Annotated in this window: 17 protein-coding genes and 1 other RNA gene; 11 read left to right on the top strand and 7 right to left on the bottom strand. The window is 40.4% G+C overall.

Going from position 1 to position 22,878, the window contains the following annotated elements:
• Positions 1-16 precede the first annotated feature (16 nt).
• The 4 genes from DNJ75_RS06775 to DNJ75_RS06760 all read right to left on the bottom strand — a co-directional run bounded on the left by DNJ75_RS06775 (position 17) and on the right by DNJ75_RS06760 (position 6,332).
• Entirely contained in the window at positions 17-1,231 is a 1,215-nt protein-coding gene (locus DNJ75_RS06775) for an amino acid permease (RefSeq protein ID WP_117002563.1), read from the bottom strand.
• Between the two features lie 148 nt (positions 1,232-1,379).
• A complete protein-coding gene (gene ffh / locus DNJ75_RS06770) occupies positions 1,380-2,780 on the bottom strand; it encodes a signal recognition particle protein (RefSeq protein ID WP_117002560.1) in 1,401 nt (466 codons plus the stop codon).
• Positions 2,781-2,803: 23 nt separating this feature from the next.
• A complete protein-coding gene (locus tag DNJ75_RS06765) occupies positions 2,804-3,376 on the bottom strand; it encodes a tetratricopeptide repeat protein (RefSeq protein ID WP_117002558.1) in 573 nt (190 codons plus the stop codon).
• Between the two features lie 229 nt (positions 3,377-3,605).
• Entirely contained in the window at positions 3,606-6,332 is a 2,727-nt protein-coding gene (locus DNJ75_RS06760) for an Rne/Rng family ribonuclease (protein WP_117002556.1), read from the bottom strand.
• Between the two features lie 737 nt (positions 6,333-7,069).
• Here DNJ75_RS06760 and clcA point away from each other — a divergent pair.
• The 7 genes from clcA to DNJ75_RS06725 all read left to right on the top strand — a co-directional run bounded on the left by clcA (position 7,070) and on the right by DNJ75_RS06725 (position 14,833).
• Positions 7,070-8,443, top strand: coding sequence for a H(+)/Cl(-) exchange transporter ClcA (gene clcA / locus DNJ75_RS06755; protein ID WP_117002553.1), 1,374 nt, complete (start codon positions 7,070-7,072; stop codon positions 8,441-8,443).
• An 88-nt stretch (positions 8,444-8,531) separates the two neighbouring features.
• Positions 8,532-8,747 (top strand): lipopolysaccharide assembly protein LapA domain-containing protein, encoded by a 216-nt coding sequence (locus DNJ75_RS06750; RefSeq protein ID WP_206609096.1) that lies wholly within the window; start codon positions 8,532-8,534, stop codon positions 8,745-8,747.
• Complete coding sequence (gene tsaD / locus DNJ75_RS06745) at positions 8,744-9,757, top strand: tRNA (adenosine(37)-N6)-threonylcarbamoyltransferase complex transferase subunit TsaD (RefSeq protein ID WP_117002549.1); 1,014 nt, start codon at positions 8,744-8,746, stop codon at positions 9,755-9,757. Before DNJ75_RS06750 ends, tsaD begins: the two co-directional genes overlap by 4 nt.
• Positions 9,758-9,880: 123 nt before the next feature.
• Entirely contained in the window at positions 9,881-11,065 is a 1,185-nt protein-coding gene (locus DNJ75_RS06740; protein WP_224742224.1) for an amino acid permease, read from the top strand.
• 285 nt (positions 11,066-11,350) lie between these two features.
• Positions 11,351-12,034: a DNA-binding protein gene (locus tag DNJ75_RS06735; protein WP_117002544.1), complete on the top strand. Its 684-nt coding sequence runs from the start codon at positions 11,351-11,353 to the stop codon at positions 12,032-12,034.
• Positions 12,035-12,044: 10 nt separating this feature from the next.
• Positions 12,045-12,441: RNase P RNA component class A (rnpB, locus tag DNJ75_RS06730), an RNA gene on the top strand.
• A gap of 184 nt (positions 12,442-12,625) precedes the next feature.
• The gene (locus tag DNJ75_RS06725; protein ID WP_117002541.1) at positions 12,626-14,833 is read left to right on the top strand and encodes a RelA/SpoT family protein; all 2,208 of its coding nucleotides are present in this window, start codon (positions 12,626-12,628) and stop codon (positions 14,831-14,833) included.
• A 133-nt stretch (positions 14,834-14,966) separates the two neighbouring features.
• Here DNJ75_RS06725 and trxB read toward each other — a convergent pair whose 3' ends face one another.
• On the bottom strand, positions 14,967-15,917 hold the full coding sequence (gene trxB / locus DNJ75_RS06720; RefSeq protein ID WP_117002539.1) for a thioredoxin-disulfide reductase: 951 nt from the start codon (positions 15,915-15,917) through the stop codon (positions 14,967-14,969).
• Positions 15,918-16,024: 107 nt separating this feature from the next.
• Entirely contained in the window at positions 16,025-16,621 is a 597-nt protein-coding gene (locus tag DNJ75_RS06715) for a hypothetical protein (RefSeq protein ID WP_117002537.1), read from the bottom strand.
• A 282-nt stretch (positions 16,622-16,903) separates the two neighbouring features.
• Here DNJ75_RS06715 and DNJ75_RS06710 point away from each other — a divergent pair, with 282 nt between their 5' ends.
• The 4 genes from DNJ75_RS06710 (at position 16,904) to dnaJ (ending at position 21,938) form a co-directional block, all read left to right on the top strand.
• Positions 16,904-17,737, top strand: a complete 834-nt coding sequence (locus DNJ75_RS06710) for a hypothetical protein (RefSeq protein WP_117002535.1) — start codon at positions 16,904-16,906, stop codon at positions 17,735-17,737.
• Between the two features lie 158 nt (positions 17,738-17,895).
• Positions 17,896-18,483: a nucleotide exchange factor GrpE gene (gene grpE / locus DNJ75_RS06705; RefSeq protein ID WP_117002532.1), complete on the top strand. Its 588-nt coding sequence runs from the start codon at positions 17,896-17,898 to the stop codon at positions 18,481-18,483.
• 287 nt (positions 18,484-18,770) lie between these two features.
• Positions 18,771-20,711 (top strand): molecular chaperone DnaK, encoded by a 1,941-nt coding sequence (gene dnaK, locus DNJ75_RS06700; RefSeq protein WP_117002531.1) that lies wholly within the window; start codon positions 18,771-18,773, stop codon positions 20,709-20,711.
• Positions 20,712-20,807: 96 nt separating this feature from the next.
• Positions 20,808-21,938, top strand: coding sequence for a molecular chaperone DnaJ (dnaJ, locus tag DNJ75_RS06695; protein WP_117002528.1), 1,131 nt, complete (start codon positions 20,808-20,810; stop codon positions 21,936-21,938).
• Here the strand turns inward: dnaJ and DNJ75_RS06690 are convergent.
• Positions 21,913-22,866, bottom strand: a complete 954-nt coding sequence (locus tag DNJ75_RS06690) for an FUSC family protein (protein ID WP_117002526.1) — start codon at positions 22,864-22,866, stop codon at positions 21,913-21,915. The genes dnaJ and DNJ75_RS06690 overlap by 26 nt on opposite strands.
• Between the last annotated feature and the right edge of the window lie 12 nt (positions 22,867-22,878).

Raw genomic sequence — 22,878 nt, 5'->3', positions numbered from 1 at the left:
AATAACTCGCTTACGGTTAGGCAGAAAAATGAATCACAATGATGGCAATACCAGCAATAAATGAGATAAGCCACAATAGCGAGAACTGACTGATTTTATAATGAAAAACATGTCCTGATTTATTAAGTTTATAGGCAATAACAGCAGGCATCATTAAGAGTAAAACAGCAATACACACACCAACATAACCAATGGCACTAATAAATAGATTAGGGTCAAGCAAATTAACCAATAGCGGAATAATAAAGGTAAGAATAATTGCAATAAGAATCTTAAATTGAGCAGGCAGACGGTTTAAACGATAGCTATCAACATTAAAGTGATAAAGTGCCAAGCTGACACCTAAGTAGGATGTCATCACTGAGATATCAGTAAAGACATTCATGCTGATATTAGCAGTTGTTGTTGTGATTTTTTCTTTTAACGCATGCAGGATATTACCGACATTCGCCTGATCAATGCTCATATGATCAAAAATAGAGCTCATAAAGCTGATCGGTCCATGCAAAGGTAATACGCCAAGTACTGCAATGAGCCACAAGAAATAAAGTATTAGCGGGATTAAGCTGCCGATAAAAATCACGCGGAATAATGCTTTAGCATCTTGATTAAGATAATCACTTAAAGTTGGCACAATAATGTGTGATGTGAATGAAGTAATAATAACGGGGATCGCAATTAATAATGTTGGTACTAAATCTACTGGGGAAACGGCTAAATTGCTAAAGTCAACGAAGTGCAAGAAAATCAAACAAACGAGTACTAGAAAAATAAGCTTAGCTGAGAGCAGTATGCGATTGATAACATCTACAGCGGATGTGCCAACGACAACGATTGCACCAAAAACAACGACGAAGATTAATGACCATGCGCTAGAGGAAATACTAGGTAGTAATGAATTAAAAGCAGAAGCAGCGCCTGAGATATACGCCACACTGATGCAGTACATCAAAAGTAAAAACGAAATCCAAGTGATGATAACACCAGGCAAACCTAATGTGCGCTTAGCAATAGAGGCAAAGCTCGCGCCTTTTGGCATCGATAGTGAGATATCAGCAATCAAAAGTGCGGTATAGGTCATAATGCACCACGCAATAAGCATGACAATACTACTGATAAAAAAGCCAAGCTTGGCGGTGATTATGGGGAGCGCTAAAATACCAGCACCGATCTCAGTACCGGTGACAATCATCATGCAGCCAAGCTGCTTTGCCAATGAGTTATTTGCCATGAAAAAGTTTCCAGAAATTGAAGGTTTTGATTACTAAAACGTTACAGTACCTGATTTTCCTGCTGCATAAAAGTGAAAATAGTAGATAATTTATTTTTGAAGTTGATCAAATGAAGTTGATCAAATGAAGTTGAGTCAAACAAGCAATTTAGAATAGCTTGCCACCTTTGCCACCAGGAGGCATCATGCCTGGCATGTTTTTCATTTGCTTCATTTGGCGCATAGCCCCCATCATTTTGCCCATGCCGCCTTTGCCACTGATTTTCTTCATCATTTTTTGCATTTGTGTGAACTGCTTTAATAGACGATTAATATCTTGCACTTGTGTGCCAGAGCCTTTGGCAATACGCAGTTTACGCGATGACTTGATAAACTCAGGTTTGCGACGTTCAAAAGGCGTCATTGAGTTGATGATTGCTTCCATTTGTACAAACATCTTATCGTTGACTTTATCCTGAAGATTAGCAGACATGTTACCCATGCCTGGCAGTTTATCGAGCATTGAGCCGACGCCACCCATTTTCTTCATTTGTTGCAATTGACTTTTAAAGTCTTCTAAGGTGAATGATTTACCTTTTTTAAGTTTTGTTGCGAGCTCTTTAGCTTCTTTTTGATCGACTTTATGCTCAACTTCTTCAATCAAAGAAAGCACATCACCCATACCTAAAATGCGTGAAGCGATACGATCTGGGTGAAACGGCTCTAACGCATCGGTTTTTTCACCCATCCCGATAAATTTAATCGGTTTGCCAGTAATCTCACGAATAGAAAGAGCAGCTCCTCCTCTGGCATCACCATCGGCTTTAGTTAACACAACACCGGTTAACGGCAATGCATCATTAAATGCTTTGGCTGTATTTGCCGCATCTTGACCGGTCATGCTATCAACGACAAAGAGCGTCTCAGTTGGTTTCATCGCATGATGTAGTGCTTTGACCTCATCCATCATTTCATTATCAATATGCAAACGCCCAGCAGTATCGAGTATTAAGACGTCACATACTTGTTGCTTGGCAAGTTGTAAGGCTCTTTGTGCAATATCAATCGGCTTTTCATCAGCTGACGATGGACAAAAACTGATATCTAAAGACTCGGCTAAAGTTTGTAGCTGCTTAATCGCTGCTGGTCGGTAAACGTCGGCACTGACCACCATGACTTTTTTGTTTTGGCGTTCTTTCAAGAACTTTGCAAGCTTTGCCGTAGTCGTTGTTTTACCAGAGCCCTGTAAACCTGCCATTAAGATAACAACAGGTGGTTGAGCGCTTAGATTAAGCGTTTCATTTTTCTCACCTAATGTGCGTTCAAGCTCTTTTTTGACCATTGCAATAAAGGTCTGACCAGGCGTGAGACTTGTGCGAATTTTCTCACCCAATGCTTCTTCTTGAATGCGACTGATAAACTCTTTGACGACGGGGAGGGCAACATCAGCCTCAAGTAATGCCATACGCACATCGCGTAAGGCACTTTTGATATTGTCTTCGGTTAGGCGACCCTGACCTTTGAGTTTGTCAAGTGAGCCACCTAAGCGTTCGGATAAACTTTTAAACATATGTTTTACCTGTTTATTGTGCTTTAAGCACCTTTTTGTAATTCATGTTGATAAATGAGTTTCATGGCAGCAATGTTGCCATAGTTGGCAGCCTTATTAAGCCAGATAAAGGCTTGGTGAAGATCGGTTTTTGTATAATACGGTTGGTCTTTGCCAATATATGATCGACCTAATAAGTACATCGCCTCAGTATTACCTAGCTTGGCGGAGTCAATAAGATAACTATGGGCTTTTGCTGGTTGATTTTTAGCGTTGTAAATCAGCGCCAAGGCACGATAGGCGTTGGCGCGATAGTCCCTGGGTTGTGCCAGATTTTTCTTATCAAGGAACTTATCAAAATACTTGATCGCCGTATCATAATTAGGTTTAACGGCAATGCCATAGGTGTAATAAGTCCCTAGAAAGTAAGGAGAAGTAGGGCAGCCATTATTGTAGAGCTTGGTAAATACAGGCACCGATTGACTATATTGACCATGCTTAAACAATGCATATGCATCGTTATAGGCTTTGGAAAGACAAGCATTTGCTGTTTGAATGCTGAAACTTGCTAATAAAATACCACCAATAAAAAGTGCTTTAGATCTAAACTTAATCATCATTTGTCCTCACTTGTTTAACTTTATCGCAATCTAAAAAGAAAGTAATTATTTTAAGCATTCATGTTGCTTAATTTGCTCATTTCAACACCCCGCCTCGCAAGCTTGGCACCCCTCTTGCAAAGAGGGGAATAATACCAGTCCTTACTCAATTCCCCTCTTTGCAAGAGGGGTGGCAGCCGTAGGCTGACGGGGTGTTTTAATTTCTAAAGCACATAACTCCAATGAATTAGGTTTTAGTGATATAGCCTTGAGCGTTAACATCAACCGCAGGAGAGTATTCCATGTGCGCCGATTTACGCGCTGATTTGCGAGGGCGCGGTTTTCTTTCTTGCTTGTTGTTATCATCATGATTATTTGCTTCAACTGTTTCAAGCTCGCGATCATCAGTAGTGCTATCATCACTTTGCAGTGTGGTTTCACCGATGATAATTCCAATCTCTTCAGCTTCTGTTGTTGATTCCTGCGCTTCTTTAGCCTGTTTGGCAAGCTCTTTTTGCTTAAGCTTTTCTTCTTTGGCAATCTCAGCAGTTAATGCTTGCGTATCCACCACTTCAAAGTTTAAGTATTTAACTTTGCGAGTTTGTGAAGCATGTGTTTCAACCTGAACAGCCTGATCACTGGTCAGTGTCGTAACTTCGGCTAAGACCTCTTTAACCATCACTGAAATTTTCTCTTCAGGTGTGGTTGAAATTGTCTTCATAATCGCTTTTTCTTTCGCCGCTTTTTGTGCTTCAGGTGAATCCTTCTTCAGTGCAGCAATATCAACCATCTCTTCGCTTTGGTGAACTTGTAGGCGTTGATTATTGCGGTTATTACCACGGTTGCCCTTATTACCTCTATCACGATCGTTTCTATCATTTCTATCGTTTCTATCATTACGATTGTTGCGGTCATTACGATCATTCTTATTGCCACGATCATTGCGATTGTCGTTGTTATCGCGTGCGTCAGTAGATTTGTTGTGATGATCGTTACGCTCATCACTTTGTTGCTGATGACGTGGCTTATTCTCGTGCTGATTTCTATTGTTATTGCGATTATCGCGACGATTGTTATCACGGTCATTATTGCGTCCATCACGAGATTGAGACTTATCGCGTTGATTATTGCGCTCATTATTTTTGTTATCAGCTCTATCTTGCTGACCTTTTTTAGGTTGCGTAGATTTCTGTGATGGTTTTTGATCACGTGCATCACGCTCAGTGCTGGCTTCTTTATCGCTGAAGAAAAAAGCGCTTAATTTTGCCCAGAAACCCTTGGTTTTAGTCTTGTTATGCTTGGTTTCTTTGCTCAACTCTTTGTTAGCTTGTGGCTTATCTTCGGTTTTTTTGCGGTCACTATTGTTAGATGTGTTGTTAGAAGGCTGATTATAATCAGCTGATTTTAACGCAGGTTGTTTTGATTTATCTTGTTTTGGTGCTTTATAAAGTTCAACATCTTTTTTATCTTCAATCAAATCATAGCTTGGGCGACTTGCCGTATAAGCATCACCCCAAATGCGTTGCACACTGTAATGTGGCGACTGCAAGTTAGCATTAGGGATTAAGGTAACCTTCGTGCTTGTACCTTCTTCAATCTGAGATAACTCATCGCGCTTCTCATTCAAAAGGAATGTCGCAACATCGATTGGTAATTGTACGCGTAACTCATTGGTTTTTTCACGTACTGCCTCAGCATGGACATTGCGTAAAATAGATAAAGCAAGTGATGGGATTGAGCGAATAAAACCGTGTCCTGCGCAACGTGGGCATGAGTGCATCACTGATTCACCAAGAGATGCTTGTAAACGCTGACGTGAGATTTCCACTAAGCCAAACTTAGAAATACGCGTCATTTGAATGCGCGCACGATCATGGAACAACGCGTCAACCAACTTTTGCTCAACGGCTTTTTGATTCGGGAAAAATGCCATATCAATAAAGTCAACAACGATCAAACCACCAAGATCACGTAGACGTAATTGTCGCGCGATTTCCTCAGCAGCTTCCAAATTCGTCGCAAAAGCGGTCTCTTCGATATTATCACCTTTGGTAGAGCGTGCTGAGTTAATATCGATTGCAGTTAATGCTTCTGTGGTATCAATCACGATTGAACCACCCGATGGCAATTGCACTTCACGTTTAAACGCGCTTTCAATTTGCTTTTCAATTTGGAAGGCGTTAAATAATGGCAGATCTTTTTTATAAAGTTGTAAACGCTCAACAAAGCTAGGACGTAGCATACTTAATTGGCGCTTAAGATCTTCGTAAGATTCCTCATCATCGATAATGATTTCTTTGATATCTTCTTTTAAATGATCACGAATGGCGCGAATAGTAATGTCACTTTCTTTATGAATTAAAAAAGGCGCTTTACGCTGATATGAAACACGCTTAATGGCATCCCAAAGTGTTGTCAAAGTGTCAAGATCTGCTTGGATTTCATCAGCAGAGCGATCAACACCTGCGGTGCGGATAATAACACCCATATTGGCAGGGATGGTTAGTGAATCAAAAAGTGCTTTGAGTTTTTGACGCTCATCACCTTCGATGCGGCGAGAGATACCGCCGGCACTTGGATTATTTGGCATCAATACCATATAGCAGCCGGCAAGTGTGATAAATGTTGTTAAAGCCGCACCTTTTGAACCACGCTCTTCTTTAGCGATTTGCACAATCAACTCTTGACCGACATCAAGCAACTCGTTTAAAGATGTATCTTGGTCTTTAGCCGTTTTCTTGAAGTATTCAGGGGAGATTTCTTTAAACGGTAAAAAACCATTCTTATCTTCGCCATAGTTAACGAAAACAGCATTTAAGCTTGGCTCAATGCGTGAAATTTTTGCTTTGTAGATATTGGCTTTTTTCTGTTCTCTGTCAACACTCTCGATGTCTAAATCCATCAGTTGCACGTTGTCGACGATTGCAATACGCGTTTCTTCTGCTTGACGCGCATTGATTAACATTTTTTTCATGTGTTGTTATCCTTTTAAATTCAGGTTGTTTAAAAGGTACAAAGGATGAAGTTAAGTGTGTAGATGATGTGTTTGCATGAAATAAAGCGCATGCTTGGCTAGTTAAAGCCCAATAAAAGCACGCTGTTATTGTTATTATTGTTATAAAAACAATCATCTTTTTTGTGATTCCTATAGTTTTCTTATCTTGCGTTTGCGCCTATATGACCAAAAACGCAAATATTCTGCTATGGTCACTTATGCTCTTTGTCATAAGTGCTTACACAAATTAAGGACACTTAAACCTTGTCCTAATACCTTTGTGTGATTTAACGTTTAATGTGTGCAACTCTTGTGAGCAGACGCTCCAAGATCGCTTGCAGTTGTTTTAGGTAACCGCAGTTATTAATCATCTAAATCTGTTTTGCATATTTTATGCTTTCTCTTAAAAACACATAACAAAGACCCAAAGGTCAATACGCTATGTGTAGCTGGACTTCAAAGCGTCATGTAGATGAATGAGTCATTGGCTAATTGCGCTAACGCAATTGACTTCTCCCAGTCGATGTACAATCGTCAAAATCCATATCAAATTGTCGTTTGTTATTGCGCTATAAAATTATCGAGCAAAAACAGCGGTATTTTAGCAAAAGGTCACTGTGAATGAAAGTTAAATTGTCGAATGCTTGTAATAATCTTAAAGAGTTTCTATGCTAACGCCTAGGATATAGAAAAATGAAATCATTTTAAGGACGAGGATGAATAAAGTTCATTACCCAAAGGATGTATTACGATCAACCGTTTATGGCGGCATTGTCGGTGTGTTAGTGGGAAGTCTTGGCGCACTTTTTCAGTTATGTATCCATTGGATATTGGCAGGGCAGCAAGCAGCTTTTACTGCGCTACAAGACAATCTGTTTTTGCTGTGCCTATTTAGCATGTTCTTCTCCAGTGTGTTTTTGATCTTATCATTAGTTATTGTCAGACACATGGTGCCTGAGGCTTCAGGTAGTGGTGTTCAGGAAATTGAAGGGGCACTTGAAGGTGTGCGCGAGCTTCGATGGTGGCGTGTGTTGCCAGCGAAGTTTATCGGTGGGGTGATGTCTTTATCAAGTGGTCTTGTTTTAGGGAGAGAAGGTCCCACCATTCAAATGGGTGGTGCGATTGGTCAGTTGGTTAAAAGTGTCTTTAGATTGAATAATGATTATGCGCATGTGCTTATCGCAGCAGGTGCAGGCGCTGGTCTGGCAACAGCATTTAATGCCCCTTTAGCAGGGATCTTGTTTGTAATTGAAGAAATGCGTCGGCAATTCAAATACAGCTTTCAATCTTTGCAAACGGTGATTGTTGCCTGTGTTGTTGCCGATATTTTGCTTGAAGCATTGTTGCAAACTGGAGGGTATAATATTCGCCAAATGATGGACATCGATATGACGGCATACAATGCGCCACCGTTGTCAAGTTTATGGCTTTTTGTCGTTTTTGGTGCAATTTTTGGCGCGTTGGGTGTGTTGTTTAATAAATATCTAGTGCATTCATTGAATTTTTTTGCTAAGCGTTCAGGCTTTGATTTTTGGAAGTGGATCATTCTCATTGGTACGGCAACGGGTTTGCTCATTGTCTTTTTGCCGCATGTGGTTGGCGGTGGTTATAAAGTGATGCCCGATGCATTGCACGGTGAGATTGCTTTGTCAGCCTTAATTGCTTTATTTATTTTGCGCTTTGTCACAACCTTGGTTAGCTATGGCACGGGTGTGCCTGGTGGGATATTTGCTCCAATGTTGGCATTGGGAACGATTTTTGGTATGTTTTTCGGCATTGTCGCGCATGCGCTTTTTCCGGATCTTATAACCAATCCACAAGTTTTTGCTGTTGCTGGCATGAGTGCACTTTTCACCGCGACGGTTAGCGCGCCATTGACAGGGATCGTACTTGTTGTTGAGATGACGATGAATTATGCGTTGATTTTGCCATTGATTGTTACGTGTTTTAGTGCAACGATTGCTGCAATTTTTATGGGGGGAAGCCCTATTTATACTACGCTGTTAAGTCGAACGCTTGTATTGGCAAAACGTAAAAGATTTTATCTGTCATTTAAAAAGGACAAAAAGCGTAAAAACAGAAGTTTGTAGGGGCGTATTGCATACGCCCATAAAGATATACTATCATGCACAGCATGACGTGACGGGTATATATGCTATAGGAGATATGATGCGTTTGTTGGGATACATAATCTTAGTGATTATATTTGTTTTAGTTGCGGCATTGGCAGTATTGAATGCACAGGAAGTGACCTTTAATTATTTGATTGGGACGTTTCATTTGCCGTTGATATTGCTACTGTTGGTGGTTTTTGTCTTGGGGCTTGTTATCGGTATGGTTTTGATGTTACTGTCACGCAAAAGAAAACTGCGTGATAAGGCAATCAAGGAATGATTGTCCTTGGCATTGAAACATCATGTGATGAAACGGGCATTGCCATTTATGATGGCTTGAAACACAAACTTCTTGCCAATGCATTGTTCAGCCAGATTGATTTGCATGCGCAATATGGTGGGGTGGTACCTGAGCTTGCTTCGCGTGATCATGTAGCTAAACTCATTCCACTAACTAAAGAAGCATTAGCGCATGCAGGACTGACACTTGAGGATATCGATACCATTGCTTACACGGCAATGCCAGGGCTAGTTGGTGCGCTAATGGTTGGCGCAACGTTTGCTAAAACACTAAGCTATATGCTTGATATTCCTGCAATTGCGATTCATCACTTGGAAGGGCACTTGTTGGCACCGTTATTGAGTGAAGAGGCTAAGCCTGAGTACCCTTATGTGGCATTATTGGTTTCAGGTGGGCACACCCAGTTAATAGCGGTTAAAAGCTTTGGGCAATATGAACTATTAGGTGAATCGATTGATGATGCTGCAGGTGAAGCCTTTGATAAAACGGCTAAATTATTGGGATTGCCTTATCCTGGTGGCCCACATTTGGCAAGCCTTGCTGAACAAGGGCGAGCAGGTGTTTTTACTTTCCCGCGTCCGATGTGTGATCGTCCTGGGTTTGATTTTAGTTTTAGTGGCTTGAAAACAGCTGTGTTAAATACTTGGCAGGCGCAAGAGGATCAAAGCGGGCAAATTAAAGCGGACATTGCTTACGCTTTTCAAGAGGCGTTGATTGATACGATTGTGATTAAATGCAAGCGTGTATTAAAACATACCGGCATGAAGAATTTAGTCGTTTCAGGTGGTGTTAGTGCCAACAAAGGATTGCGATCAGCACTTAGTGAGTTAGCACTCAAAAATCGCTGGCAAGTTTACTATCCGCCTTTGGCGTATTGCACAGACAATGGTGCAATGATTGCCATAGCGGGTGCTTATCGCTTGGCAAATGGCTTTGTTGATCAGGATATGGTAATCAATGTGAAGCCAAGAGCACCCCTTAATCTATAGAGAATTACGAAACTATACAAGAAAACTAGTTGTCAGTTTGAATGGTGATGATAAGATGAAGCTTCGCTAATTTTTTGATTCAAACATATGTTGGAAAATCATACACCGCACACGGTTTCAAGGATGAAAAAACTTGGGGGTATTTTATTAATTGCCGGTACATCGATTGGTGCGGGAATGCTCGGTATTCCGTACGCTGTTGCTGCAGTTGGTTTTAAAAGCGCGTTGATCTTGCTGTTTATCAACTGGATTATTATGTTAGCAACAGCCTTGTTGATCGTTGAAGTCAATGTGCGCCAGCCATTAACGGCAGATCTAAATACCATGGCGTTTGCTACTTTGGGACGTTTTGGGCAAGTTGTCAATTGGTTGGCTTATCTATTACTACTATATGCATTAACAACGGCCTATATTGCCATGGGTGGTGGGTTGCTCGATCAATATGTACTAGGTGTGAGTAATTCCGGCGGTTACGGGGCGCTGTTATTTACCGTGATATTGGGAGCGGTTATATATTTTGGCACCTCAGCAGTTGATCACTTAAATAAACTGTTTTTCACCCTTAAAGCACTTTGTTTTGTTGGGATTATTGTGGTCGTCGTGCCATATGTGCAAACCAGTTTATTAAGCACGCAAAGCATGGGTTTTGGCTATGCGTGGTATGCTTTCCCTATCTTGATTACCTCTTTTGGGTTTCATATTGTGATCCCAACGATCCGTAATTATTTTAAAAATGACCATGAGTTAAAGCGCATTGTTGTCATTGGTGCGAGTGTGCCATTTGTCGTCTATGTGGTATGGGTTATTGTTACTTTAGGTGTTGTCCCTGTTTTGGGTGAGTATGGGTTTAAATATCTGATGACACATGGTGTTGATTTAGGTAAGGCGTATCATCATCTACTGAATGTGCATGCAGCCAGTGGCTTTATTGTTGGATTTTCTAATATTGCAGTCACAACATCTTTTCTTGGCGTGACGTTAGCACTTTTTCACTTTAATCAAGATGCTTATCGCTTGAAGAAATCGATTAAAGCAAAGCTTTTAAACTTTGTGATCACCTATGTGCCACCATTGATATTTGCTGTTTTTTTCGTTAATGGCTTCTTGGCTGCATTAGGCTACGCCAGCATCTTTGTTTGTATTTTGCTGATTATACTGCCGGCGTGCATGGCATGGTCATTAAGAAATAGTGAGGGGCGCAATACACTACTTAGTAAAGCATATTTATCATTATTGATCCTATTGGGCGCATTTATTATTGTGCTGCAAATATTAAGTAGTCTTGGTCTTTTAGCAGTATTAGCATGATTTCTCTTGAGCTTAAGCATATTTTTAGTCATAATTCAGCCGTTTTCATTTACCTTTAAAATGATTTTCTGCTAAAACTAAATTGTACGTATTCGATGGGCGTACATTTTTCATTTGCTATTAGGTGACTCGTTTAGGGATTGTTTCTATTTATTGGAATATCGAAACCTTTGGTGAGATTGAGTTAAGCTTAAAAGTAAATGCTAAGTAAGAAGAAATAAAAAAATTTTAAAAAATTAAAAAACAAAAAAACAAAAATATGAAATATCTTAATTAAGGGAATTCATGTCGGAAGATAACCAGATAACTTATGATGAACTTGCTGCAGTTGCCGAACGCCTAAGTCGTGAGGGGCGCAAAGTCACACTTGAATATGTGCGTCGCGAGTTAGGTAAGGGCACGCATGCACAGATCGCGGTCCTTCTTGGTAAGTGGCAAAAAGAAAATGCGCAATTAATGCATGAAAATAAAAATGCAAGACCTAAATTTTCACAATCAAGATCTGATGATATGAGAAATGCAAGCACTTCTTCGTTGCGTAGACCGGATATGAATGGCTTTAAATCAAAAAAATCTGTGCGTCAACAGCAATCTGCTCATGGGCAAAGCGAATACAGAAAATCTTACTCAAGAACGCAGTTTATCGGTAATGGTAATTCTGATGAGTCTTATGAGGCAATCGCACCGCGCGAGTCATTGACTTCGGAGCGTTTAAAGGCGGAGCCTGCGATTATCCAGAAGCTTTTTCAGGCGTTAGCCATTATTAGAAGTACACGTTTGTTGGCACAAGAGCATTATCAAACAGCACAAAATGAGTTACTTAATACGCGCATGACCTGTGATCAAGAAGTGCGTGACTTTCAAAAAACGGCGAATGAGCAATTACTAGCATTGCAAACCGAGTTTAGTCGCTTGAAAACAACTTATGATCAAGAGATTATTGCCATTCGTCGTCAGTTAAGTATATAATTCTGCCCGCTAAGTTGATCAGACAGTCGCGTCTTACCACTTTTGGCAAATCAGAGTTTTTATAAAGAAAAAGCCTAGAGTTGCCAAAAGTGGTAGGACGAGGAAAGTCCGGGCTTCAAAGAGCAAGATGCCAGGTAACGCCTGGGAGGCGTAAGCTTACGGAAAGTGCAACAGAGAATAGACCGCCTGTATTGTTATATAGGTAAGGGTGAAACGGTGTGGTAAGAGCGCACCGCGCTTTTGGTAACAAAAGTGGCATGGTAAACCCCATCTGAAGCAAGGCCAAATAGGGTTGTAATAGTGTGGCTCGCGCTGCAACCGGGTAGGCTGCTTGAGCATTATGGTGACATAATGCCTAGATAAATGACTGTCCACGACAGAACCCGGCTTATCGATTGACTTAGTATTTTTCACCTGTTTTTGCATTTTTTGCTTTTTTTACCTAATGCAAGATGTTTGATATTTATCATACTTTCACTAGGGTTTTTCACTGATTTTCGTTATCCTTAAATACAGATTTTATTGATTGTGCATGCTTGAATTCTAAGTGTGGACTTTAGATTTTTTAAGATGATTTTTGGATAGATAACAATGGTGCAAGTAACGGACAAATATGCCTTAACCGATGAAGGGTTGATTGATTTTCAAAAATGGTTACCTTTATTAGAAGACTTTTATCCAAAACAACGATTAGCAACGATTGCCGGTGCAATTGATATTTTAGCGCAATACGGTGTTGACGAGCCTTCGGTGCATGGTGGCACTTGTTTTGGTTATGGTGTTGAAATGGCGGCAGTGCTTTTTGATTTGCAGGCGGATGAGGAATCCGTCGCTGCCGCATTGCTGTTTGAGCTTCATTATAATCAAAAAATCCAGCCTGAGCTTGTACTTGAAGCTTGTGGTGAAGCGGTGTTGAAGATTCTTGATGGTGCAACAGCCATGTCGGCAGTCAGAGCATTGCAAAATGATAAACCTAATCAGGCGCAAATTGATACCTTTCGTAAGATGCTATTAACCATCGTTGAAGATGTACGCATCGTGTTGGTTAAGTTGGCAGATCGAGTATGCACGATGCGTGCGGTTAAGAACTGGACGGAAAGTTATAAGCAGACAATTGCTAAGGAAATCCTTGAGATATACGCACCATTGGCAAATCGTTTGGGCTTGTCAAAGACAAAATGGGAGCTTGAGGATCGTGCTTTTGCCTGTTTATATCCTGTTGAATATAAGAAAATCGCCAGAGGATTAAAAAAGAAACGCTTGCAGCGTGAGGCTTATATTCATGATGCGATGGAGATGCTTGCGACTGAGCTTAAGAAAGAAAATATCCATTTTGAGCTATCTGGTCGGGTCAAGCACATTTATAGCATATGGCGCAAGCTACGCAAAAAAGAGCGTAATCTTGATGAGCTATATGATATTCGAGCGATGCGTGTTTTGGTTGATTCGGTTGATGAATGTTATCGTGCTTTGAGTATTGTTAATCAGTTGTGGGAACCAATTGCCAGTGAATTTGCTGATTATATTGCCACACCTAAGCCTAATGGTTACCGTTCAGTACATACGGTTGTCTATGGGCCTGAGCACTTAACGCTCGAGATTCAAATTAGAACACAGCAAATGCATAATGAATCCGAGATGGGGGTGGCAGCACATTGGCGCTATAAAGAAGGTGTTAAGCATGACCCAAGTTACGAGGCGCGTGTTAATTGGTTGCGATCGTTACTTGACTGGGAGACTGAGCTTGCTGATGAGTTAAAAAGCGATGAGCTTAAAAAAGAGCTTGCCGGAAATCGGGTGTATGTATTCACTCCTAATGGTGATGTGATTGATCTTGAGTTAGGATCGACTGTCCTTGATTTCGCCTATATGGTGCATACGATGATTGGGCATCGCACCAAGGGGGCTAAAATCAATGGCAAGATTGTGCCGTTGACAACGAAACTTAGTACAGGGGATAAGGTTGAGATTCTCACTCACAAGGAACCAAGTCCTAGCTTGGATTGGTCAAATGCTGGTAGCGGCTTTATTCATTCAGCGAAAATTCGCGCACGCGTCGCACGGTGGTTTAAGCAGCTTAATAAAGAGCAGAATGCCGCATTAGGTCGCGAGCGTCTTTTGGATGAGTTAAAGCATCATCGCTTAAAGTCCATTGATTATGCTGAAGTTGCTTCACATTTTAATATGGCAGATGAGGAAACGTTGTATGCGGGTATTGAAACGGGATCTCTGCGTTTTAATCAGGTGGTTAATTATATTGTTGAGCATTACAAGCTTATTGAAAAGCCAACGGTCGAAGAAGTAGCGATTAAAAGTGTCAATGTTACGCAAAGCTTAAAAGACAATGCACGCAAAACGGATTTAACGATTTATGGTGTTGATAATTTATTGTCACATATGGCGGGATGCTGCAAACCAGTGCAAGGTGATGATATTGTTGGTTATCTAACGCATGGGCGAGGTGTGACAGTGCATAGAGCGGTGTGCCCTAATTTTTTACGTTTAAGTTTAAGCTCGCCTGAGCGTGTGCTTGATGTGCAGTGGGGCAAAAAGGACCTAAGGCGTTATCAAGTTGATTTATTGTTGATTTGTAGTGATGTTGAAAAGGCAGTACACGAAGTAACCAGTATTTTAACAATTGAAAAGATAACGATTGCGGCATTACAGCCTTCGCACTCAGATAAACATAAAACGATCAAACTAAGCTTGATTTTGATGGATATGCAAACCTTGGATACGTTGGCTAAGAAGATGAGTTCAACAGCTTATGTTGAGAATGTCACGCGTGTGATTGCGTAATTTGAATTTTTAGTACTGAATAAAGAATAAGTTGCATCAATTAGTACCTCTCCCCTTGTGGGATTGCTCGTGCAGCTTAAGCTGCGCGGGTGAGGGGTGATTGAAGTTCAACTTATTATTTCTGCATTATGACTTACTTCAGCGCATCAAGATATTTCTCAGCATCAAGTGCTGCCATGCACCCCGTGCCAGCTGAAGTAACCGCTTGTTTATACACATGATCCATCACATCTCCTGCAGCGTAAACGCCTTCGATAGATGTTTGCGTGGCATTGCCAGCAAGACCGGATTTAACCGTAATATAGCCATTTTCCATTTGAAGTTGATCGTTGAAGATCTGTGTGTTTGGCGTGTGACCAATGGCGATAAATACGCCATCAACGGCAAGCTCTTTGGTAGTATTTGATTTGACATCTTTGATACGTACACCAGTGACACCAGCATCATTACCTAAGACTTCATCAAGGGTGTGAAACCATTCAAAACGAATGTTGCCTTCTTTTGATTTTTTCATTAGTTGATCAATCAAAATTTTCTCCGCTCGTAACTCATCACGGCGATGAATTAATGTCACAGTTTTAGCGATATTCGATAAATAAAGCGCTTCCTCAACAGCTGTGTTACCTCCTCCAATAACTGCGACATCTTTGCCGCGATAGAAAAAGCCATCACATGTGGCGCACGCCGAAACGCCTTTGCCCATAAACGCCTCTTCAGAGGGAAGACCTAAGTATTTTGCACTTGCCCCTGTGGCAATAATCAAGGCATCACAGCTGTATTGATCATTATCCCCAATTAATTTGAAAGGACGGTTATTAAGATCAACTTGATTGATATGATCATAAATCATCTGAGTGCTAAAGCGCTCAGCTTGGGCTTGCAATTTTTGCATCAGCTCAGGTCCTTGAATACCATTTTCCTCACCTGGCCAATTATCAACGTCAGTTGTTGTGGTTAATTGCCCACCAGGTTGCATACCAGTAATAATCACTGGGTTTAAATTAGCGCGTGCGGCATAAATAGCTGCTGTATAGCCCGCAGGACCGGATCCCAAAATAATAAGTTTATGATGATTTTGTGCCATCTTTTTTGCTCCATAATATCAAACAATCAAACGACAACATGGTAAACGGAAAGTGCGCTGGAAGCTATTGCCGATTTCAAATTAGTTGATGTTGGGGGTGGTGTGCTTTATTGTGTTATCAATGCATTACTACAACCTTCAAATTGCCAGTATACAAAAGGGAAATCATTGGAGTTTTCATTTTGGCTTGGAGTACTTTTTTGTTTAGCGTTCGCTTGTAAAATTCGTGGGTAGGTGGAACTATTCACTGTATATGGCGTGAGTATAATTGTACCTTTTGGGTTATCCAAAGTAATACTCAAAGGGGTGTATACGATAGTAGCACTAAATGTCATTGAGAAATCAGATGAAATGAACTGCCTGCCATCATGACCATCATCCTTGGCACTTTGAAAACAAATTTTTCCACTATTACAGTCTTCTTGACCATTGTTATAAACACCTTCTATGGCATTTGAGTGAATGCTTTCCATAATTGCTTTGGACTGGCTAATATCAAGATAGAGTGTCGCCTGTGAGACATCAAAGCTAATGCTACCATTTTTAGCATTCCCTGGGTCAAGCGTTGTACTTTTCCAAATCGAGACTTGATTGTCGGCACATAAACTTACGATGCCTCCTTGCTGGTCTGCGTGAGCATGACTTGTTTGGATAAAGGCTAAGCAAATCAGTGATAAAGGGGTGAATTTTGTTGTTATAGCCATAGATATATTCCTTTGGGTTAGTTGATCATTGCTAGGTATAGCAAAGGACAATAGATATATCAAATATCATGCAACTACAACTATACGTGTTGATTGATCTCTGCAGTAACAAAACTAAGTGAAGTTATATTGCGATTAAAAATAATGTTTTTGCTCAAAATTTATTTAAATTTTATTTGACTGGATATGTTTTATGCGTTAATTTGTTGCGCGAAAATAATACAAATTGTTTTCACCCCCCCCCCCTCCGATAATCAAATAAAATAGGAAGTAAACGTATTTATGACATTCCATAAAAAAACGATTCTTAAGGCATTTTCATTATTAAGTATATCTATTGCAGCCTTGACACTAACTGCTTGTGGCGGTGGTGGCGGCTCTGATGCTGGCACTGGTGGTTCTGCGGCTTCTGTTACTCCTCTAAGCGTAAATCTAGATGCAGCCTTGGCACCTGATGAATCAGGACAAATTAGTCTGCAAACCTCATCTGATGTGTCAAAGGTTGGTGTTAATTATCAGCCTGTAAATATTGCGCAAGTGATATCAAGTATCAAAACCTTAGCAGGCTCCGACTTTACGCAGCATTTTACAATTAGTAATGGTAATTGTGGTACTGAATTGCAGGCACAAGGTGATGAGTGTCAATTGCAAATTACACGAAATAATATTCCTAACGAAGGCATATCTACACAGTCATACACAAGCACAATTACGATAAATGGTGTTGAGCAAAGCATGAGTATTAAATATGAATTAATTGATACGCGGTTTAGCATTGAAGGTGGTAATAATCTAACTGTAAAACCTTATATCAACTTAGAACAAGCAAATACTCCAATGTATTTTGCGCTAGACAATACGACAGCGCAGCTGGCTTTATCGCTAGGAAGCCAATCTTTTTGTTCGTTGTCAAACGTAAGTCAATCAGGCAACCCTATATACAAGCTAGTTAATAATTCTCAGAAGGATGGGTTGTGCACCTTGGTGGTAACAAATGCTCCAAATGGCACACAAATGCAAGCGTATTGGCAGTATCAAAATAACACGCCAGTAAGTGCGGTAGTTAATGGCAAATTTGTCATCAATAATAACGTTTTAACGCAAGAGACAAATTAAGCTTTCCCTAGCAAGAGCACAATGGATAAATCAGGATAGGGATGTCTTCTAGTAATAGCTAGATGATAATTTATTAAAATAATTTCTTGAAAAGCGCAAAAGCGCCCGCAATTGTTACGCCGTAATAAAAAACTTAAAAAATAATTTAAGGTGTATCAATGTCACATAAACATCCAAAACAGCACGAAGAAGATTTTAAGTTGATGGCAGGGGAAGCTGCTGATCAGGAGGCTGCTGAATCTCAAGATATGATTGACGAGGTTATTGCACTTCGCAAAGAAAATGAATCCCTCAAAACAACAATTGACAATATGCAAGACACCGTTGCTACTGCTGATGATAAAGTATTACGTGCCCATGCCGAGATGGAGAATATTCGACGTCGTGCCCAGAAAGATGTTGAGAATGCACATAAATTTGCTTTGGAAAAATTCGCGAATGCATTATTACCTGTGCTTGATAGTATGGAGAAGGCGACTGAGGTTTCAGCTGAGTCTGAGGAAGCTAAAGCAATGTCTGAAGGTGTGATCTTAACGATGAAGATGTTGGTCGACACACTTGAGAAATTTGGTGTGACACAGCTTGATCCAGAGGGTGAAGTATTTGATCCAAATAAACATGAAGCGATGGCAATGTCACCTAATCCTGAGATGGATGACAACATGGTGATGAATGTCTTTCAAAAGGGATATGAGCTTAATAATCGTGTTATTCGTCCAGCACGCGTTTTAGTGGTTAAAAACTAGAGCTTTTATATCTGTCGTAAGCATGTTGCAATGTTATAAATGTAGGGGCGTATTGCAAGTAATCAATAGGAATTAAGTTGAGTTTTAATGATTCCCCTCACCCGCGCAGCATAAGCTGCACGACCTCTCCCGCAGGGGGAGAGGTGAGAAATGGAGCAACTCATTTCTTCATTGTTAAGTGCAAAAAGTGGAAAACTTAAGAAACAAACAAAATAAAAACAAATAAAAACTTGAAAAATAAAAACGCGTCAACATATTTTTGAGCGTTGAAATAAAAGGAGATCATAATGGGTAAAATTATTGGTATAGATTTAGGTACAACCAACTCTTGTGTTGCGGTAATGGATGGTAAAACAGCTCGTGTTATCGAAAATGCAGAGGGTGCACGTACAACGCCTTCAATCGTAGCATACACTGAAGGTGGTGAGATTTTAGTAGGGCAAGCGGCTAAGCGCCAAGCAGTAACGAATCCACACAATACACTATTTGCTGTTAAGCGTTTAATTGGACGCAAGTTTGACGAGAAAGTGGTTCAAGAAGACATCGTTAAAAAGGTACCTTATAAAGTAATCAAAGCAGACAATGGTGATGCTTGGGTTGAAGTACTAAAAGATAAAAAGATGGCGCCACCGCAGGTATCTGCTGAAGTATTGCGTAAAATGAAAAAAACCGCAGAAGATTTTTTAGGTGAAACGGTAACAGAAGCGGTAATCACTGTTCCTGCTTACTTTAACGATGCGCAGCGCCAAGCAACAAAAGATGCAGGTCGCATTGCTGGCTTAGATGTTAAGCGTATTATTAATGAGCCAACAGCAGCGGCACTTGCTTATGGTATGGATAAGCAAAAAGCAGATCAGACGATTGCTGTTTATGACTTAGGTGGTGGTACATTTGACGTATCTATCATTGAGATTGCTAACGTTGATGGCGATAGCCAAATCGAGGTATTAGCAACTAATGGTGATACTTTCCTAGGTGGTGAAGATTTTGACGTCGCATTAATGAACTATTTAATTGATGAGTTCAAGAAAGACAGTGGTATTGATCTACATAATGATACTTTGGCGCTTCAGCGTTTACGTGAAGCAGCTGAAAAAGCGAAGATTGAATTATCATCTGCGCAACAAACAGATGTTAACTTGCCATATATCACAGCGGATGCGACAGGTCCTAAACATTTAAATATCAAAGTAACGCGTGCTAAATTTGAATCATTGGTTGAAGATCTAGTTAAGCGCTCAATTGAGCCATGCAAAAAAGCATTACAAGATGCGGGTCTTAAAGTCTCTGAAATCACTGATGTATTATTGGTTGGTGGTCAGACACGTATGCCTAAAGTACAAGAAGAAGTGAAAGCATTCTTTGGTAAAGAGCCACGTCGTGATGTAAACCCTGATGAAGCGGTTGCAATGGGTGCTGCCATTCAAGGTGGTGTATTAGCCGGTGATGTGAAAGATGTATTGCTTCTTGATGTAACGCCATTATCGCTTGGTATTGAAACAATGGGCGGTGTGATGACTAAGTTGATCGAGCGTAACACGACGATTCCAACAAAAAAATCACAAGTTTTCTCAACAGCAGAAGATAATCAGCCAGCGGTGACAATTCATGTATTGCAAGGTGAGCGTGAAATGGCGTCTGCAAATAAATCACTGGGTCGCTTCGACTTATCAGACATTCCACCAGCACAACGTGGTATGCCACAAATTGAAGTAACTTTTGATATTGATGCCAATGGTATTTTGAATGTATCAGCAAAAGATAAAGCAACTGGCAAAGAGCAAAATATTGTGATTAAAGCATCAAGCGGTTTATCTGAAGATGATATTAACAATATGGTTCAAGATGCTGAAGCCAATGCTGAAACAGATAAGAAATTCCATGAGCTAGTTTCAGCACGTAACACAGGTGATAATTTATTACATAGTGCGCGTAAGTCATTAAAAGACTTAGAAGGCAAAGTCTCTGAAGATGAAAAAGCAAAAGTTGAGGCGGCATGTACTGATTTAGAGGCTGTGTTAAAGACAGATAATAAAGATAATATCGAAGCAAAAACTAAAGCATTAGAAGAAGCGTTTGCACCGATTGCACAAAAAGCCTATGAGCAAGCACAAGGTCAAGCGAATGCTGAAGCAGGTGCTTCATCTGAAGAACCAAAACAGCAAAAAGCAGATGATAATGTGGTTGATGCTGAGTTTGAAGAAGTTAAAGATGACGACAAAAAATAGTTAATCTCAAGAAACTATAACTTTTAACTTGAAAAATGCGGGCATGTCCCGCATTTTTTATATCGTTTTGAATTGAACTAGAATAATGGTAGTACTATGCCTAGAGATTATTATGAAATATTAGGGGTATCCAAAAGCGCAACAGAGCAAGAGCTTAAGCGTTCATATCGTAAATTGGCGATGAAATATCACCCAGATAGAAACCCTAATGATAAGGATGCCGAAGCCAAATTTAAGGAAGCATCTGAAGCTTATGAAATTTTAAGTGATGCACAAAAGCGTGCTGCCTATGATCAATTTGGTCATGCGGGTGTCAATCAAGGTGGTGGACATGGCGGCTTTGGTGGCGGACAACAAGGCTTTGGCGATATATTTGGTGATATATTTGGTGATATATTTGGCGGTGGTGGCGGTCAAAGATCGTCAGGGCGCTCGTCACGTGCGCAAAGCAGGCGTGGTAATGATTTACAATATAATCTAGAAATCACGCTTGAAGAAGCCGTACATGGTACAACCAAGAAGATCAAAGTGCCAACCTATGTTTCATGTGATAGCTGTCATGGCTCAGGAGGTTCTGGTAAGCAAGCCTGTGGTACATGCCATGGCGCGGGTGCTGTGCGTATGTCACAAGGTTTCTTCTCCGTGGAACAAACCTGTCCAACATGTCATGGTAGCGGACATACCATTAAAGATCCATGTCGTGCTTGCCATGGTCAAGGACGCAAGCAGGATGTCAAATCACTTTCTGTCAAAATTCCAGCAGGTGTTGATACCGGTGATAGAATCCGACTATCAGGCGAGGGTGAAGCCGGTGAAAATGGCGCGCCAGCGGGGGATCTGTACGTCCAAGTACATGTTAAACAGCATGCGATTTTTGAGCGTAATGGTTCGGATCTATATTGTGAAGTACCAATTAGCATTATGACCGCGTGCCTAGGTGGCGAGCTTGATGTGCCAACGATTGATGGTAAAGTCAAACTTAAGATTCCAGCTGAAACACAAACAGGCAAAATGTTTAGATTAAGAGGCAAGGGTGTTAAAGCCTTGCGTGGTAATAGCATGGGTGATTTGATGTGTAAAGTCACCGTGGAGACACCGATTAATTTGAATAGCAAGCAGCGCGAGCTATTAGAGGCATTTGGTGATTCAATTGGTGAGCATCAAACACATTCACCAAAATCAAAATCCTGGTTTGACAATGTTAAAGAGTTTTTTGCCGGGAATTGAGGTAGCTTAAAACAGCGCTGCTTATCAAACCGATCAAGCCGCCAATAAACACATCAATGATTCGATCACTGCTGGTGTATAAGTAATGTGCACCGGCAAAAGTGACAATAAAAAAACAACGTGTTGCAAAGGATGCAGTATAGTTGTTAATGCCTCGTAAACTGAAAATAATACCGATAAAGCTCAAGTTAAAAATCAATGGGCTATTAAGGTTAAACAGCAGTGTGACGATGATCCCTAATGATAAGCCAATACATGCGCCAGTGATGCGTTTTTGAATTTTATCTCGTGCTTTTTTAAAGCTCAGACTGGCGACGGATAGTGATGACCATAGCAACCATTGCGGTTCAGCTAGTTGCGAAAAATGCCAAACAAGCATGCTGATCAAAAGCGGCAGGAAATAAACACAATAATGAATGCTGTGTTGTGACTGTAGCTGTAATGTAAAGTTTTGATAGCCTTTGGTTACTTTTGTTCGTAGGCTAATAAGGAAAACAATAACAACACTCAAAAGACTAATGCCAAAAAGCTTAGCGATGATCGTAAAAGTGACAAGCTCACCATATGTTCTTGTTTCAAAGGCAGTATAGATAATGCCGATAAATAAATAAGCGCCCATGGATTTAAAGCTTGGATTATAGGTTTCAACAATGCCAATCATAATCGCAATGATGGAGACGATACTGATAAAATAAAAATCACTATGCATCAGCAGTTTGACTAAAACAAAGGTGATGACAAATAAAAAAATAAGCATAGCTAAAGCAATGCGCTTACTGGAATGATCACAAAAAGGAATAATCACTGCAGCAGCATATAAACCACACAATAGATAAATAGGTTGTGAAAGCAGATAACTTAAAATAGCAGCAGGCAAAACCGCAATAAGCATTTTGATGATGGATGAATAATTGAAAATTCTATGCATATATACATCCTT

Source organism: Cysteiniphilum litorale, assembly GCF_003428165.1.
Taxonomy (GTDB): Bacteria; Pseudomonadota; Gammaproteobacteria; order Francisellales; family Francisellaceae; genus Caedibacter; species Caedibacter litoralis.
Note: the sequence above shows the minus strand (reverse complement) of the source record. Positions and strands in the feature narration are given on the sequence as shown.

Bases quoted from the DNA above. Each gene is read 5' to 3' on its own strand.
- ffh (WP_117002560.1), bottom strand. From the start codon at position 2,780: ATGTTTAAAAGTTTATCCGAACGCTTAGGTGGCTCACTTGACAAACTC.
- DNJ75_RS06740 (WP_224742224.1), top strand. From the start codon at position 9,881: ATGAAAAAACTTGGGGGTATTTTATTAATTGCCGGTACATCGATTGGT.
- grpE (WP_117002532.1), top strand. From the start codon at position 17,896: ATGTCACATAAACATCCAAAACAGCACGAAGAAGATTTTAAGTTGATG.
- clcA (WP_117002553.1), top strand. From the start codon at position 7,070: ATGAATAAAGTTCATTACCCAAAGGATGTATTACGATCAACCGTTTAT.
- DNJ75_RS06765 (WP_117002558.1), bottom strand. From the start codon at position 3,376: ATGATTAAGTTTAGATCTAAAGCACTTTTTATTGGTGGTATTTTATTA.
- DNJ75_RS06775 (WP_117002563.1), bottom strand. From the start codon at position 1,231: ATGGCAAATAACTCATTGGCAAAGCAGCTTGGCTGCATGATGATTGTC.
- tsaD (WP_117002549.1), top strand. From the start codon at position 8,744: ATGATTGTCCTTGGCATTGAAACATCATGTGATGAAACGGGCATTGCC.
- DNJ75_RS06715 (WP_117002537.1), bottom strand. From the start codon at position 16,621: ATGGCTATAACAACAAAATTCACCCCTTTATCACTGATTTGCTTAGCC.
- DNJ75_RS06710 (WP_117002535.1), top strand. From the start codon at position 16,904: ATGACATTCCATAAAAAAACGATTCTTAAGGCATTTTCATTATTAAGT.
- DNJ75_RS06690 (WP_117002526.1), bottom strand. From the start codon at position 22,866: ATGCATAGAATTTTCAATTATTCATCCATCATCAAAATGCTTATTGCG.
- DNJ75_RS06760 (WP_117002556.1), bottom strand. From the start codon at position 6,332: ATGAAAAAAATGTTAATCAATGCGCGTCAAGCAGAAGAAACGCGTATT.
- trxB (WP_117002539.1), bottom strand. From the start codon at position 15,917: ATGGCACAAAATCATCATAAACTTATTATTTTGGGATCCGGTCCTGCG.
- dnaK (WP_117002531.1), top strand. From the start codon at position 18,771: ATGGGTAAAATTATTGGTATAGATTTAGGTACAACCAACTCTTGTGTT.
- DNJ75_RS06735 (WP_117002544.1), top strand. From the start codon at position 11,351: ATGTCGGAAGATAACCAGATAACTTATGATGAACTTGCTGCAGTTGCC.
- dnaJ (WP_117002528.1), top strand. From the start codon at position 20,808: ATGCCTAGAGATTATTATGAAATATTAGGGGTATCCAAAAGCGCAACA.
- DNJ75_RS06725 (WP_117002541.1), top strand. From the start codon at position 12,626: ATGGTGCAAGTAACGGACAAATATGCCTTAACCGATGAAGGGTTGATT.